The 14081-nt window shown below is 67.8% G+C and carries 13 protein-coding genes and 1 pseudogene; 9 read left to right on the top strand and 5 right to left on the bottom strand.

What is annotated here, in order from left to right:
* Nucleotides 1-21: 21 nt before the first annotated feature.
* Entirely contained in the window at nt 22-315 is a 294-nt protein-coding gene (locus O9335_RS02795; protein WP_298383223.1) for a PsiF family protein, read from the bottom strand.
* A 155-nt stretch (nt 316-470) separates the two neighbouring features.
* Complete coding sequence (locus tag O9335_RS02790; RefSeq protein ID WP_298383220.1) at nt 471-1883, bottom strand: serine/threonine-protein kinase; 1413 nt, start codon at nt 1881-1883, stop codon at nt 471-473.
* A gap of 52 nt (nt 1884-1935) precedes the next feature.
* Between O9335_RS02790 and argS the strand changes: the two genes are divergently transcribed.
* Genes argS through O9335_RS02750 form a run of 8 tightly spaced genes read left to right on the top strand, consistent with a single transcriptional unit; the run spans nt 1936 to nt 10502 of the window.
* Complete coding sequence (gene argS, locus O9335_RS02785; RefSeq protein WP_298383217.1) at nt 1936-3678, top strand: arginine--tRNA ligase; 1743 nt, start codon at nt 1936-1938, stop codon at nt 3676-3678.
* On the top strand, nt 3675-4343 hold the full coding sequence (locus O9335_RS02780; RefSeq protein WP_298383214.1) for an SPOR domain-containing protein: 669 nt from the start codon (nt 3675-3677) through the stop codon (nt 4341-4343). The genes argS and O9335_RS02780 overlap by 4 nt, the downstream gene beginning before the upstream one ends.
* Nucleotides 4344-4380: 37 nt before the next feature.
* Nucleotides 4381-5046, top strand: a complete 666-nt coding sequence (locus tag O9335_RS02775; RefSeq protein WP_298383211.1) for a thiol:disulfide interchange protein DsbA/DsbL — start codon at nt 4381-4383, stop codon at nt 5044-5046.
* A gap of 4 nt (nt 5047-5050) precedes the next feature.
* A complete protein-coding gene (lptA, locus tag O9335_RS02770) occupies nt 5051-5662 on the top strand; it encodes a lipopolysaccharide transport periplasmic protein LptA (RefSeq protein WP_298383208.1) in 612 nt (203 codons plus the stop codon).
* Between the two features lie 5 nt (nt 5663-5667).
* Nucleotides 5668-6426, top strand: coding sequence for an LPS export ABC transporter ATP-binding protein (gene lptB, locus O9335_RS02765; protein WP_298383351.1), 759 nt, complete (start codon nt 5668-5670; stop codon nt 6424-6426).
* Nucleotides 6427-6451: 25 nt separating this feature from the next.
* Complete coding sequence (locus O9335_RS02760) at nt 6452-7951, top strand: RNA polymerase factor sigma-54 (protein ID WP_298383205.1); 1500 nt, start codon at nt 6452-6454, stop codon at nt 7949-7951.
* 5 nt (nt 7952-7956) lie between these two features.
* Nucleotides 7957-9201, top strand: coding sequence for a THUMP domain-containing protein (locus O9335_RS02755; protein WP_298383348.1), 1245 nt, complete (start codon nt 7957-7959; stop codon nt 9199-9201).
* Nucleotides 9198-10502, top strand: coding sequence for an ABC transporter substrate-binding protein (locus O9335_RS02750; protein ID WP_298383202.1), 1305 nt, complete (start codon nt 9198-9200; stop codon nt 10500-10502). Before O9335_RS02755 ends, O9335_RS02750 begins: the two co-directional genes overlap by 4 nt.
* A 456-nt stretch (nt 10503-10958) precedes the next feature.
* Here O9335_RS02750 and O9335_RS02745 read toward each other — a convergent pair.
* Nucleotides 10959-11715 (bottom strand): annotated as a pseudogene (locus tag O9335_RS02745) (IS5 family transposase).
* A 76-nt stretch (nt 11716-11791) separates the two neighbouring features.
* Here O9335_RS02745 and O9335_RS02740 point away from each other — a divergent pair.
* Entirely contained in the window at nt 11792-11932 is a 141-nt protein-coding gene (locus tag O9335_RS02740; RefSeq protein ID WP_298383199.1) for a hypothetical protein, read from the top strand.
* 151 nt (nt 11933-12083) lie between these two features.
* On the opposite strand, the gene O9335_RS02735 is transcribed toward O9335_RS02740, so the two are convergent.
* Together O9335_RS02735 and O9335_RS02730 are read right to left on the bottom strand one after the other, a co-directional pair.
* Complete coding sequence (locus O9335_RS02735) at nt 12084-12806, bottom strand: 16S rRNA (uracil(1498)-N(3))-methyltransferase (protein WP_298383197.1); 723 nt, start codon at nt 12804-12806, stop codon at nt 12084-12086.
* Nucleotides 12807-12865: 59 nt separating this feature from the next.
* On the bottom strand, nt 12866-13939 hold the full coding sequence (locus O9335_RS02730; RefSeq protein ID WP_298383195.1) for an alkene reductase: 1074 nt from the start codon (nt 13937-13939) through the stop codon (nt 12866-12868).
* Nucleotides 13940-14081: the final 142 nt, after the last annotated feature.

Genomic DNA, 14081 nt, shown 5'->3' with positions numbered 1-14081 from the left:
CTTGCATGGGGCCAAGTCGACTCAGGCCGACAGGCACTGCTTCATGAATTTGCTGCGGTCGTCGCCGGCCAGCGCCTTGGCTTTGGCCTCGGCGTTGCAGGTCTTCATCTTTTCTTGCTGAGAGGTCTTCTTGTCGGCGGGCTTGGACGACAGGCACTCCTTCATGAAGGCCTTGCGATCGTCGCTGCTCAGGGCCTTTTCTTTGGCTTCTGCGTTGCAGGTCTTCATCTTCTCTTGCTGGCTGCCGGCCCAAGCGGCCGGGGCGAGGGCGGTGGCGGCAAGCACCAACAGGGCGGTCAGGATGGTCGACTTCATGGCGGGCTCCTCGTGGGGGAAGGGTGGATCGAAAGCATCAAACAGCGCGGCCAGGCTCGAGCGCGCTGCCGCTATTGGGACTGCTTTTGGCAGCTGAAACGCCACCCCTTTGGGTTGGCCCCCTTTGGGGGGGTGGCGGGGGGAGCGCCAGACCTTTAAAGGATCCGTCGCGGGTGGGTCAACTGCTCATGTGCCGCATGCAGGCGGCGCACCAGCACGCGGATGAAGGCGCGGTCGAAGCGGTGCTGGGTTTCGCCCGACAGCGAGCCCAAGAGGGCGGGTGTGAACGACACCGTGGTGCACACGTCGATGACGCGGATGTCGGTGCTGTGCTTACGCATCTCGGGGTTGGGCGCCAGGTAAGCCATTTCCCCCACCGAGGTGCCCGAGCCCAGGGTGGCGACGACCTTGCCTTCTCGAACCACCTCCACCTTGCCCACGGCGATGATGTGCACGCTGTTGCCTTCGTGTCCGCGCTTGAAGATGAGGTGGCCCAGCGGGTAGCGGCGCCACCGGGCGCGGCGCACCACCTCCCACAACTCCACGTCGCCAAAGTCGCGGAAAAAGTCGAGCGCGCGCAGCAGGTTGAAGCGCTCGGAGTCCTTCACCTCGGTGAAGCGCGCCAGGGGGATGAGCTGCTTGGCCACCAGGTCGGACAAGGCCTTGGTGAACTCGGGCCAGTCGGCAAAGCGGTCCTCCGGCCGCTTGGACAAGGCCTGTTGGATCACCCCGTCCAACTCCATCCCGACCCCTTCGCGCAGCTCGGTGAGCGGCTTGGGGGCTTGGTGGTAGATCTGGTTCATCAAGGCGATCTGGCTGGGGGCCTCGAAGGGTGCTCGCCCGCTGATCAAGTGGTACAGCACCGCGGCCAGCGCGTACTGGTCGGCGCGGGCGTCGATGTCGCCGCCGTCCAACTGCTCGGGGGGCATGTAGGCCAAGCTGCCCACGCGGTGGACCTGGGTGCGTTCGCTGTCCAGGTGCAAGGCGGAGCCGAAGTCGCTCAGTTTGATGTCCACCACCCGCCCGTATTCGTCCAGAACGGCCAGCAAGTTGGCGGGCTTCACGTCGCGGTGCACGATGCCACGGCGGAAGCAGTAATCCAAGGCCATGCCCACTTTGAAGCCGAGCTCGACGATTTGATCGAGCGGCAGCAGGCGGTCTGCGCGACAGAAGTGCCGCATCGTGACCCCAGGCACGAACTCCATCACCAAGTAGGGCGCCTCTTCGTCGAACACGGCGTCCAGGATCTGCACCACATTCGGGTGCAGCAGTCGCCCCGCCAAGCTGGCTTCGGCGGCGAAGAAGTGGTCCCGCATGTTGGCCGCACCATTCGCGCTGCGGCTGGTGTCGCGCCAGGTTCTGACCCGCTTGATGGCGACGTCTTGTCCGCTCACGGGGTCGTGAGCCAGGAAGACATCGCTGGTGGCACCTTCACCCAAGCGTCGGGTCACCTTGTATTTGCCAATGTAGGGCGGCAGCTCCGCCTCGGGCAGCGAGGTGCTGGGCTCGAAACCGCTGGACGAGGCGCCGTCGCTGCGGGTGGAGGTGGCGGTCGGTTCGGTGGCCATGCCGCAATGCTGCCACCAATGGACGCTGCGCAGGCTACCTAGAATGCCCAGCATGATTCATGCCACCCAGGCCTTGCTCGACGCGCTGGCCCTTGCCCTGCGCGAAATCGCCCCCGAGATCCCCACGGCGGCTGCCTTTGAGCAGCCCAAGCAAGCCAGCCACGGCGACTTGGCCGTCACCGCGGCCATGGGCCTCGCCCGCGCTCTCAAGAAGAACCCTCGTGAGCTCGCCACGCAGTTGGTGGCGGCGCTGCAGGCGCAGCCGGCGGTGCAGCAGTGGGTCGAGTCCGTGGAGATCGCCGGCCCGGGCTTCATCAACCTGCGCCTGAAGGCCGCGGCGAAGCAGGCCGTGGTGACCGAGGTGCTGCAAGCGGGTGCCGCCTTCGGCAGCCGGGCGCCGACGAGTCGACGCGTGCTGGTCGAGTTCGTGTCCGCCAACCCCACCGGTCCGTTGCACGTGGGCCACGCCCGCCAAGCCGCGTTGGGCGACGCTGTCTGCAGCCTGCTGGCGACCCAAGGCCACCAAGTCACCCGCGAGTTTTATTACAACGATGCGGGTGTGCAGATCGCCACCCTGGCGCGCAGCACGCAGCTGCGTCTGCAGGGCTTCAAGCCGGGCGACGCCTGCTGGCCCACCGACCCCGACAACCCCGAGAGCAAGGGCTTCTACAACGGCGACTACATCCAGGACATCGCCGACGCCTTTGTGCGCCGCGAAACGGTGAAGGCCGACGACCGCGAGTTCACGGCCAGTGGCGACGTGAACGACCTGGACGGCATCCGCCAGTTCGCCGTGGCCTACCTGCGCCACGAGCAGGACCTGGACCTGCAGGCCTTCGGCCTGAAATTTGACAACTACTTCCTCGAAAGCAGCGTCTACGCCAACGGGCGCCTGGAGGCCGCCGTGCAGCGCATGGTGGACGGCGGGCACACCTACGAGAAAGACGGCGCGCTCTGGTTCCGCTCGACCGATTACGGCGACGACCAAGATCGCGTGATGCGCAAGCGAGCGCCGGAGGGTGCCGGCGCTTCGGGCGGCCATGGCGGCTTCACCTACTTCGTGCCCGACGTGGCCTACCACGTCAACAAGTTCGAGCGTGGTTACACGCAGTGCATCAACATCCAGGGCACCGATCACCACGGCACCATCGCCCGCGTGCGCGGCGGCCTGCAGGCGCAGGGCATGGGCATCCCGCAGGGCTTCCCGGACTACTTGCTGCACAAGATGGTCACGGTGATGAAGGGCGGCGAGGAGGTCAAGATTTCCAAGCGCGCCGGCTCCTACGTGACCCTGCGCGACCTGGTCGACTGGACCAGCCGAGACGCCGTGCGCTTCTTCCTGATCAGTCGCAAGGCCGACACCGAGTTCGTCTTCGACATCGACCTGGCCCTGAAGGCCAACGACGAGAACCCGGTGTTCTACGTGCAGTACGCGCACGCCCGCATCTGCTCCGTGCTGCGTCAATGGCAAGGCGATGCTGCCGCGGCCGACCTGTCTCGCTTGACGGCCCCGACCGAGTTGGCGCTGATGAGCTTGCTGGCCGAGTACCCCGGCATGTTGACCCGTGCCGCCCAGGACCTGACGCCCCACGATGTGGCCTTCTACCTGCGCGGCCTGGCCGGCGCCTTCCACAGCTACTACGCGGCCGAGCGATTCTTGGTGGACGATCAGGCCTTGCGAGACGCCCGCATGGCCCTGTTGACCGCAACCCGGCAGGTGATCGCCAACGCGCTGTCGGTGTTGGGCGTGAGCGCGCCGCAGCAGATGGCGCGTGACAACGAGGAGAGCGCATGAACGTGACCAAGAAGCCCGGCGGCGCCGGCGGCCAACGCGGCGGCTTTGGCTTGGGGTTGATCGTGGGCCTGCTGCTGGGGCTGGCCGTGGCCCTGGGCGTGGCGCTGTACGTGACCAAGGTGCCCATCCCCTTCGTCGACAAGGTGCCGCAACGCAGTGCCGAGCAGGACGAAGCCGAAGCCAAAGCCAACAAGGATTGGAACCCCAACGCCCCCTTGAGCGCTGGCCATGCCAAGGCGCGGGCGACCGTGGCCAGCGGGGTGGTGGCGGCAGCACCGCCTGCCTCGCAGCCAGCGGCCCCCGCGCCCACCCCCGCGGTGGCGCCTGTGGTGGCGCCGGTCCCGGTCGCGGGACCGGCGGCCTCGGCCCCGACCGTCACCGCGGCTCCGAACGCCGCCGCTGCAGCCGCCAAGTCCGAAGGCGGCGGGGCCTTCGTGTTCTTTGTGCAGGCCGGCGCCTTTGTGCAGGCCAATGACGCCGAGCAGCAGCGCGCCAAACTCGCCATGCAAGGCTTCAATGCCAAGGTGTACGAGCGCGACAACCAGGGCCGCATCGTCTACCGCGTGCGCATCGGGCCGTTCGATGCCAAGGCCGATGCTGACAAACTGCAAGCCGAGGTGCAGGCTGCTGGCCTCGAAGCCGCTGTCGTCCGCGCCCAGCGTTGACCCGTTGACTGTTTCCCATTGCCGACCCGGAGCCCCCATGATCCGACTGAACCGCCGCCAAGCGGCCCTGGCCACCGCCACCACGCTCGCCGGCCTCGGCCCGGTCGCCCAGGCACAGACCTTCACGCCGCAAGAAGGGCGCCACTACCGCCGTTTGCCCAAGCGACTGGCCGCTACGCCGGGCAAGGTCGAGGTGATCGAATTCTTTCTGTACACCTGCCCGATTTGCTTTGAATTCGAGACGCAGATCAAGGCCTGGTTGCCGACCCTGCCGCCCCATGTGGAGTTCAAGCCGATGCATGTGCTCTTCCAGGCCGTCACGCGGCACTACCAGCGCCTGTTCTTCACGCTGGATGCGATGGGCCTGGAGAGCAAGTACCGCAGCACCATCTTCAATGCCATCCACCGGGCTGGCAATCCCTTGGACACGCCGGATGCCGTGATCAAGCTGCTGGGCCCCTTGGGTTTGGACGGCGAGAAGTTCAAGGCCACCTTCAACGCTTTCGGGGTGGGCAGCCGCATCAACGCGGCCAACCAGTTGGCCAACGCCTACGGCATCGACGGCGTGCCCACCCTGGGCATTGGCGGGCTCTACCTGACCTCGCCCGAGATGGCACGCAATCAAGAGCGCCTGCCCCGCGAGGTGAGCGGCCAGCGGGCCGTGGCCATCGCCAACCAGCTCATCGCCAGCTTGAAGGGCTGATGCCATGCGCAGCGCCTGGAACGGTGTCGTCGCCCTGGGCCTGCTGACGGCCGCGCTGTCGACGGCGTGGGCCGCCCAAGGCGACCGCACCCGTCCCATGGCCATCGAGAACGAGGGCGGTGGCGTTTACAACGCGCAAACGCGGCGCACCGAGTTCAGCGGCAAGGTGCTGCTGACCCAGGGGACCTTGCAGATGCGGGCCAACCGCCTGGAGGCGCAGCAACGCGACGACGGCAGCGTCTTCGTGCTGGCCCAAGGGGCGCCGGCCGAGCCGGTTCGCTTCGAGCAGGCGAGAGACGTGCCGGGTGAGCGCATCGCGGGCCAGGCCGAGCGCATCGAGTACGACAGTGCCGCCGATACCGTGCGTTTCGTCGGCGGGGCCACGGTGCGTCGGTTGCGGCAGGGCCAGGTGGCCGACGAGGTGACGGGGGCCGTGATCGTTTACAACAGCCGCGCCGAAACCTTTGCCGTTGAGGGTGGCCAAACCGCGCCGCAGCCCAACGGCCGAGTGCGGGTGATCCTCATGCCGCGCGACGCCGCCAGCGCGCCGGCGGCCGAGCCGAGCGTGCGCCTGCAACCCACGCCAGCGCTGTCACCCGGCTCGGCCCCGCGATGAGCGAGATGCCCGTGAACACGCCCGCCTCTCGGTTGGAGGCCGACGGTCTGCAAAAGAGCTATGGCGTGCGCAAGGTGGTGAAGGACGTGCACCTGGCGGTGGGGGCTGGCGAGGTGGTGGGCCTGCTGGGCCCCAACGGCGCGGGCAAGACGACCACCTTTTACATGGTGGTCGGGCTGATTCGGGCCGATGCCGGCAGCATCCACATCGATGGGCAGGCGGTGCAAAACCTGCCCATCCACCGCCGCTCGCGCTTGGGCCTGAGCTACCTGCCGCAAGAGGCGTCCATCTTTCGCAAGCTGAGCGTGGCCGACAACATCCGGGCGGTGTTGGAGCTGCAGTTGGACGAGCGCGGCAAGCCCTGGCCGCGCGCACGCATCGAACAGGCGCTGGACACGCTCTTGCACGACCTGTCGATCGAGAAGCTGCGCGACTCACCTGCTCCGGCGCTGTCGGGCGGGGAGCGCCGCCGCGTGGAGATTGCGCGCGCGCTGGCCACCCAGCCGCGCTTCATCCTGTTGGACGAGCCCTTTGCCGGCGTGGATCCCATCGCCGTGCTGGAGATCCAACGCATCATCGGTTTCCTGAAGGCGCGCGGCATCGGCGTGCTCATCACCGACCACAACGTGCGAGAGACCCTGGGCATCTGCGACCGCGCGTACATCATCAGCGAGGGCAGTGTGCTGGCCGAAGGGCGGCCCGACGACATCGTGGCCAACCCCGATGTGCGCAAGGTGTACCTCGGCGAGCATTTCAAGATGTGATGGGCTGGCCCCCTCGCCGCCGCGCATGAAGCCCAGCCTGCAACTCCGTCAAAGTCAGCACCTGTCGCTGACCCCCCAGCTGCAACAGTCCATCCGGCTGTTGCAGTTGTCGACCCTGGAGCTGCAGCAGGAGGTCCAGCAGATGCTGGACGCCAACCCGCTGTTGGAGCCCGACACCGACGACGGCGACTTGCCGCCCGCGCCCTCTCTGGACGCGCCGCCCAGCAGCCAGCCCGAGCGCCAGGAGCGCGAGGAAGCCGCCGATGGCGAGGCGCCCGAGCTGCGCGCCGACGACTTCGGCACCCCCGAGCGGGACGACTGGGCCAATGGCACCGAAGGGGACGACTTCGACGGCATCCGCGAGCTGCCCAGCAACGCGCCCACAGGCGAGGGCGGTGACGACGAGGGCCGTCAAGATTTCGACGCCGCGCCGCCCTCCTTGGCCGAGCATTTGCGCGAGCAACTGGTCGGACGGCGGCTGGGCGTCGCCGACCGCGCGGCGGTGGAATTGCTCATCGAATCCCTGGACGGCGACGGCTACCTGGCCGATTCGCTCGACGAGCTGGTGTCCAGCTTGGCCGGCGACGACCCCGAGGCGCAAGAGGAACTGCGCGAGCAGCTGCAAATCGGCCTGGCCCTGCTGCAGAGCCTGGACCCGCCCGGCGTGGGCGCGCGCAGCCTGGGCGAGTGTTTGCAGTTGCAATTGCGGCCGCTCGAGGGCGATCCCGTCCGCGTGCTGGCCCACACGGTGTGCGGCAAGTACCTGGAGCTGCTGGCGCGGCGCGATTGGCGGCGCCTGGGCGCGCTCACGCACAGCGACGAGCCCGAGCTCAAGGCCGCCCACGCGCTCATCGCCCGCCTGGAGCCCAAGCCCGGACGCGCTTTCGGGCAGGACCGCAACAGCCCCGTGGTGCCCGACGTGATCGTGCGGCGGGTGGGGCGTCAGTGGCGGGCCACCATCAATCCCGAGGTCTTTCCCAAGTTGCGGGTCAACGAGTTGTATGCCCGCGCGCTCAAGCAGACCAAGGGCTCCGTCAGCGGCTCGCCCCTGGGCGGGCAATTGCAAGAGGCGCGTTGGTTCATCAAGAACATCCAGCAGCGTTTCGACACCATCGAGCGCGTCTCGCAAGCCATCGTCGAGCGTCAGGCTGGATTTTTCACCCACGGCGAGCTGGCCATGCGGCCCCTCGTGCTGCGCGAGATCGCTGACGAGCTGGGCCTGCACGAGTCCACCATCTCGCGCGTGACCACGCAGAAATACATGGCCACGCCGCACGGCACCTTCGAGTTGAAGTTCTTCTTCGGCTCAGGCCTGAACACCGACGCCGGTGGTGAGGCCAGCAGCACGGCCGTGCGGGCGCTCATCCGTCAGTTCATCGCCGCCGAAGACGTGAAGAAGCCCCTGTCCGACAGCGCCCTGGCTGCCATGCTGGAGGAGCAGGGCATCCAATGCGCCCGTCGCACCGTCGCGAAGTACCGCGAAGGCATGAAGATCCCCACCGCGCCGCTGCGCAAAGCCCCTTGAGTTCTGTGTCCGAATCCATCGAGCCCACTGGGCGACTGTTTTTACCCTGCGGCTCCGGTGTTGAGCCCCTGCTGGCCGACGAAGTGCGCGCCTTGCTCAATGGCCCACGGGTCGAGGCCCAACGCGGGGGCGTGGCCGTGGTGGACGCGCGCTTGCGCGATGTGCTCACGCTGAACCTGCACAGCCGCCTGGCGACCCGCGTGTTGGTGGAGCTGGCCCACGACGCCTATCGCGACGAGCGCGACCTGTACGAGCTGGCCTACAACGTGGCCTGGGACGCCTGGCTGACCCCACAGCAGACGATTCGCGTGGACGTGAGCCAACGCGGCTCGTCGCTGCAAAGCCTGCACTTCGCGGGTCTGCGCGTGAAGGACGCCGTGTGCGACGCCTTGCGCGAAAGCACGGGCGAGCGCCCCAACGTGGACACGCGAGACCCCGACCTGCCGCTGTTCCTGCACCTCGAAGCCGAGGTCGCCACCTTGTACGCCGATAGCTCCGGCGAGCCGCTGTTCAAGCGCGGCTGGCGGCAAGACACCGGCGACGCGCCGCTCAAGGAGACCTTGGCGGCAGCCATGCTGGCCGCCGCGGGCTGGCGCGGAACGCCGGACGCTGGCGGTGCCTTCAACGACCCCTGCTGCGGTAGCGGCACCTTGGCCATCGAGGCCGCACAAATCGCCTGCGGCATGGCCCCCGGTGGCCGGCGTCGCTTCGCCTTCGAGCGGCAACTGCCTTATCAAGATTTGCGCACCCTGTGGCAACAACTGCGGCAGCAGGCCCGCGCGGCCGAGCACCCGCCCGCCGTGCCCATTTTTGCCAGCGACGTGGCCTTTCGCATGGTTGACTTTGCACGCCGCAACGCCGAGCGCGCCGGCGTGCCCCATGCCATCAAACTGCAAGGCGGCGACGCGCTGGAGCGACCAGCCCCGGTGCTGCCCGACGACTTGCCCGGCACTTTGATGTTGAACCCGCCTTATGGCGAACGCATCGACGTGGCGGGAAAGGCCGGGCGCGAAACCGCCCAGCAACAGCCCGCAGACGCGGGTGAGGACTTCTTCACCCAGTTGGCAGCCCACTGGAAACGGCAGTACACCGCCCACCCCGCGGGCTGGACGGGATGGCTGCTGAGCCCGGACCGCGAACTGCCCAGCCGCATGCGCCTCAAACCCGCACGCAAGGTGCCCATGTGGAACGGCCCCATCGAGTGCCGGTTGTTCCGCTTCGACCTGGTGGCCGGGAGCCTCAAAAAGTGAGCCTCTGGCGCCGCCGGCAGCACTTGGCTTGGCTCGGCAGCGCTTGGAGTGGTGCGTTCGCGACGGAGGCTCGAGCGCTGAGCACTCCACTGCGCGTGCTGTGGCTCGTGACCGGCGGCAAGCACCGAGACGCCGTCGCCCGCGTGCTGCAAGGCTTCGAGGCCGCCTACCCCCAGTGGCGCTTTGAGCCCATGGAGCTGGACCAGGCGGACTACAAAGCACGGGTGCCGCAGATGCTCGAGGCGCGACCCGCGCCAGCCGATGTCATGTTCTGGTTCGCGGGGGAACGCTTGCGCGAGTTGGTTCGCATGGGGCAGCTGACACCCTTGACGGCCGTGGCCCAGGCCGATGGCTGGGCTCAGCAGTTTCAACCGGCCTTGATTGCCGAAGCCTCGGTGCAGGGCGATCTGTACGGCCTGCCCCTGTCCACCTACCTTTGGGGCTTCTTTTACCGGCGTAGCGCATTCGCCGATTGGGGCTTGTCGCCGCCTCGCACCTGGCCCGAGTTTTTGGCGCTGTGCCGCCGCCTGCAGGCGCTGGGGATCGCGCCGCTGATGCTGGGCGCCCGGGACGACTGGGCGGTGGCCGGCTGGTTCGGCCAGTTCAACCTGCGCCTGAACGGCCACTCGTTTCATGCCGCGCTGATGCGTGGTGAAGTGCCCTACACCGCCCCCCAAGTTCAAGCCGCCTTTGTGGCCTGGCGCGAACTCTTGACGATGGGCGCCTTCCATCGCAAGAGCCAGGAGCTGAATTGGCGCCAAGCGATTCCCTACATCAGCCGACGCCTCGGGGGCATGATGCTCATGGGCGGCTTTGCCGCCGGGCAGTTCCCCAAAGCCATTCGCGACGACCTGGCTTGGTTCCCCTTCCCTCCCCTGGACCCCAAGTTACCCCCACTGGAAGAAGCGCCGCTGGACCTGCTGGTGATCCCCACGCACTGCGCCAACCCTGTGGGTGCCCGCGCCTTTCTGCGCCACATGGCGCAGCCTCAGATTCAAGCAGCCTTCAACGAGTCCGCAGGCATGTTGTCGCCGCACCAGAAGGTGCCGCCGCCTGCGGCAGATTGGATGCGAGCCAGCACCCACGCCTTGCAACGCGCTCGCGGACTGACGCAGTTCTTTGACCGGGATTCCCCGTCGGCCTTTTCAGCCCCGGCCATGCGGGCGATGCAAGGCTTCGTCGAGGCCCCCCAACGCTTGCCCGAAGTGCTGCAGCAGCTGGAGGCTCTGCGCTTGCAGCACTACGCCCACGCCACGCCGCCCAGCGGCCGGTCTCCGGCGGCCATGAAGCGCCGCCCATGAGCCGGCCCACGCAGCGCGACTTGACGCCCAGCTTCTGACCACCGAGCATCACCAACATGGCATGTTTTCGCTTCTTCCGCGCCAGCGTTTTGTGGGTCGCGATGGGCTTGGCGCTGTCCCTGGGCCATGCGAATGAGCGCCTTGTCCGTGCGGGCACACCCGAAGGCCTGCCTGGCTATGCCCTGGATGCCGAGGGACGCCTGCAAATCCAAGATCCTGACAAGCGAACCCTGTTTGTCTGCATCGAACGCCCATTGAACGCGCTTCAGCTGGGAGGCCCTGCCCACGCGGCGCGTGGTCCAGGGCGTCACGGCAGGCGATTTGGACTTGGCGTTTCCCATGGGCTTCACCGCCGAGCGGGCCGCCGCCATGCGCCCCAGCAGCCCCACCTGGGACAACCCCGACGTGAGGCTGTCATTGCGACCCGTGCGCATCGAGGACTAGGGCCTGTTAACACTACCGCAGCCCGTCTGCGATGAGCGCGAAGCAGATGAAGGCGAGGAACATCACGTCCAGCTTTTCGAATCTGGAGAAGATTCGACGGTAGCCCTTGAGACGGCGGAAGAGGCGCTCGACCTCGTTGCGCCGCTTGTACATCTCGCGGTCGTACTCCCAGGGCTCAAGCCGCGTGCTCAGCGGCGGCACGACCGGTGTGTGGCCAGGTCCAGTGCGAGCTGGCGTGTCTCGTTGCCCTCGTAAGCCCGATCCATCAGCAGGTGCAGCGGCCGGTTGGGTTTGCCCAGGCGCTTGAGCAACTCGCGCCCTTCGGGCGCGTCATGCGCTTGGCCCGGCGACAACGAGAAGGTTATGGCCGTACGCGCGTCCGCCGCGACGAGGTGGATCTTGGTGTTCCAACCGCCACGGGACTTGCCGATAGCTTGCGGACCGTTTTTTTTGGCGCGCCGGTGCCATCTGGATGCACCTTGACGCTGGTGGAATCCAGCGACACGGCTTCGAGCTTGATCTGCACGATCTGCGCGCGCTGTAGCTGCTCGAAAGCACGATCAAGAACGCCAGACTTGGCCCAGCGGCTCATGCGCGTGTAAATGGTGTGCCAGTTGCCAAAGCGTTTGGGCAGACCGCGCCATTTGCAGCCGTGCTCGGCCACGTAGAGGATGGCGTTGAGCACCTGCAGATTCGTGAGGCTGACGTTGCCGCGCTGCCGCGGCAGACACTCGGCGATCTGTTCGAACTGGGCTTTGCTGATCTCCATGCGACAACTGTCGCAGTCAGATGGCCTTCGCGCAATTAGTGTTAACAGGCCCTAGTCTCTGCGCAATGCCGCGCGCTTGGGCTCCCCACAACAGGTGGAGTACTCGGCCGACGGCTACACCCGCGTGAGCAGTGCCACCACCTACGCCGAGCCGGGCCGTACCTTGGTCCTGGACATGGCCGCTGTGGTGATCGTGCCGCAATCGATCTACCTATGACAGAAGGCGCTGTGGCCGGCCAACACGCTCGTGACCGTGGCGCGCCCACGGAGCACAGGCTTCTACCTGACGCCGAGCGACCCCAAAAACTTGATGGCCCCTCTGAACCGCGCCATCGAGGCCTGTCGCAGCGCTGCCAAGTAGGCCCGCGTCAGGCGCCGGTCGCCAGGCCCACCCAAGCCAATACAGACAAGGGGGCCGTGTCCGCCCGCAAGATGCGATGGCCCAGGCCCACACGCACAAAGCCGGCAGCCACGGCAGCCGCCTCTTCGGCAGGACTCAGTCCACCTTCAGGGCCTGTCAACAGAGTCAAAGCAGACGGCCAAGGCGCAGGCGTCTTCAAGGGATCGGCCCCCGGGCTGGCGAGCCACCGCAGGCCGGGGCTGGCTTCGTTCAACCAAGCGGCCAGCGGGCGCACCGGCTGCAGCCGGGGCACCCGCACCCGGCCGCACTGTTCGGCCGCGGCTTGCGCCACGCCCTGCCAGTGCGCCACTTTCTTGTCGGCGCGCTCGCCGCTCAGCCGCAGCACCGAACGCTCGGCCACCAGGGGCTGCAGGGCCATGGCGCCCAGCTCGGTGGCTTTCTCCACCAGGAAGTCCATGCGGTCGTTGGCGGGCATGACCACGGCCAGCGTCACCGCCACGCTGAGCTCGCGCTCCAGGGGTTCGAAGTCCCGCAGCACCACTTGCACCACGCTGCGGCCCATGTGCGTCACCTCGGCCGTCCATTGCCCCGGCGCGCGGCCGTCGAACACGGTGATCGCGTCCCCCGGCTGCAAGCGCAGCACCTGCGCGTGCCGCGTTGGCCCCGGGGGCAGGTCCAGCACCTGACCAGCGGCGCTCAGGGGCAGGTCGACGAACAGGCGGGCGGGCATGGAACGGGCAAGAAAAATGGCGGCACAGAGGCCGCCATCATCTCAGGGGGAAGGGCCGGTCAGGCCAGCGCGGGGTAGTCGGTGTAGCCCTTGGGGCCCGGCGTGTACAGGGTGCTGAAGTCCACCTCGTTGAGCGGAGCGCCTTGTTGCAGGCGGGCGGGCAGGTCGGGGTTGGCCAAGAAGGCCTTGCCGAACACGACCGCGTCACCACGCCCCTCGGCCAGGGCCTGCGCGGCGCTGGCCCCGTCAAAGCCCCCGTTGAGCATCAGTACGCCCTTGAAGTGCTCGCGCGCCACGCGGGCGATCGAGGCTTCCGCCGGCAGCGCCTGGTCGGCGTGGCGCATTTCCAAGAAGGCAATGCCGCGCGCGCTGAGCTGCTGGGCCACGTGGGCCACCAGGGCCTCGGGGTCGCTGTCGGCGATGTCGTTGAAGGCCACCAGGGGCGACAGTCGCACCGACACGCGGTCGGCGCCGGCCACGGCGATCGCCGCGTCCACCACCTCGAGCAGCAATCGGGCGCGGTTCTCGATGGAGCCGCCGTAGGGGCCCGTGCGGTCGTTGACGCTGTCGCGCAGGAACTGGTCGATCAGGTAGCCGTGCGCGCCGTGCACCTGCACGCCGTCGAAGCCCGCGGCCAGCGCGCGGCGCGTGGCGTCGGCGAACAGCTGCACGATGCCGGGGATCTCGTCGTCGCGCAGGCGGCGCGGGGCTTCGTAGGGCTGCGGGCCCGTGGGCGTGTGGATGGTGTCGTTCCGGATGGGTCGATCGGTGCTGCTGACGGGCTGCACGCCGCCATTCAGCGACGAGTGCGCGGCGCGGCCCGGGTGCCAGATCTGCAGCTGGATGCGCCCGCCCGCGGCGTGCACGGCGTCGGTGACTTGCTTCCAGCCGGCCACGCAGGCGTCGTCAAAGATGCCGGGCTCGCCGGTGAAGGCGCAGCCGTCGGCGGCGGCCATCGTGGCTTCGGCGATCAAGAGACCGGCGCTGGCGCGCTGCGCGTAGTGCTCGGCGATGAGCGCGTTGGCGATGTGCGTCGTGCCGGCGCGGGCGCGGGTCAGCGGGGCCATCACCACGCGGTTGGGCAGGGTCAGGGCACCGACGGTGAGCGGCGAGAACAAGGTGGGAGCGGTCATGCGAGGTCGGTGTTGAAGCGCGAAGAGGGCAGACGTGGCGGCCGCCGCCTCGATTTCAAGGCACGGCCCGCCAACCGAGGGCGCGACTGTGCCCGTGCACCCCAAGGCACGCGTCGCGCAAGGCCATCGCGATTTGCGTTAA

Source organism: Inhella sp., assembly GCF_027532025.1.
In the GTDB taxonomy this organism is placed as follows: Bacteria; Pseudomonadota; Gammaproteobacteria; order Burkholderiales; family Burkholderiaceae_C; genus Inhella.
The sequence above is the reverse complement of the archived record's forward strand: the minus strand, read 5'-3'. Positions and strand labels throughout refer to the sequence as shown.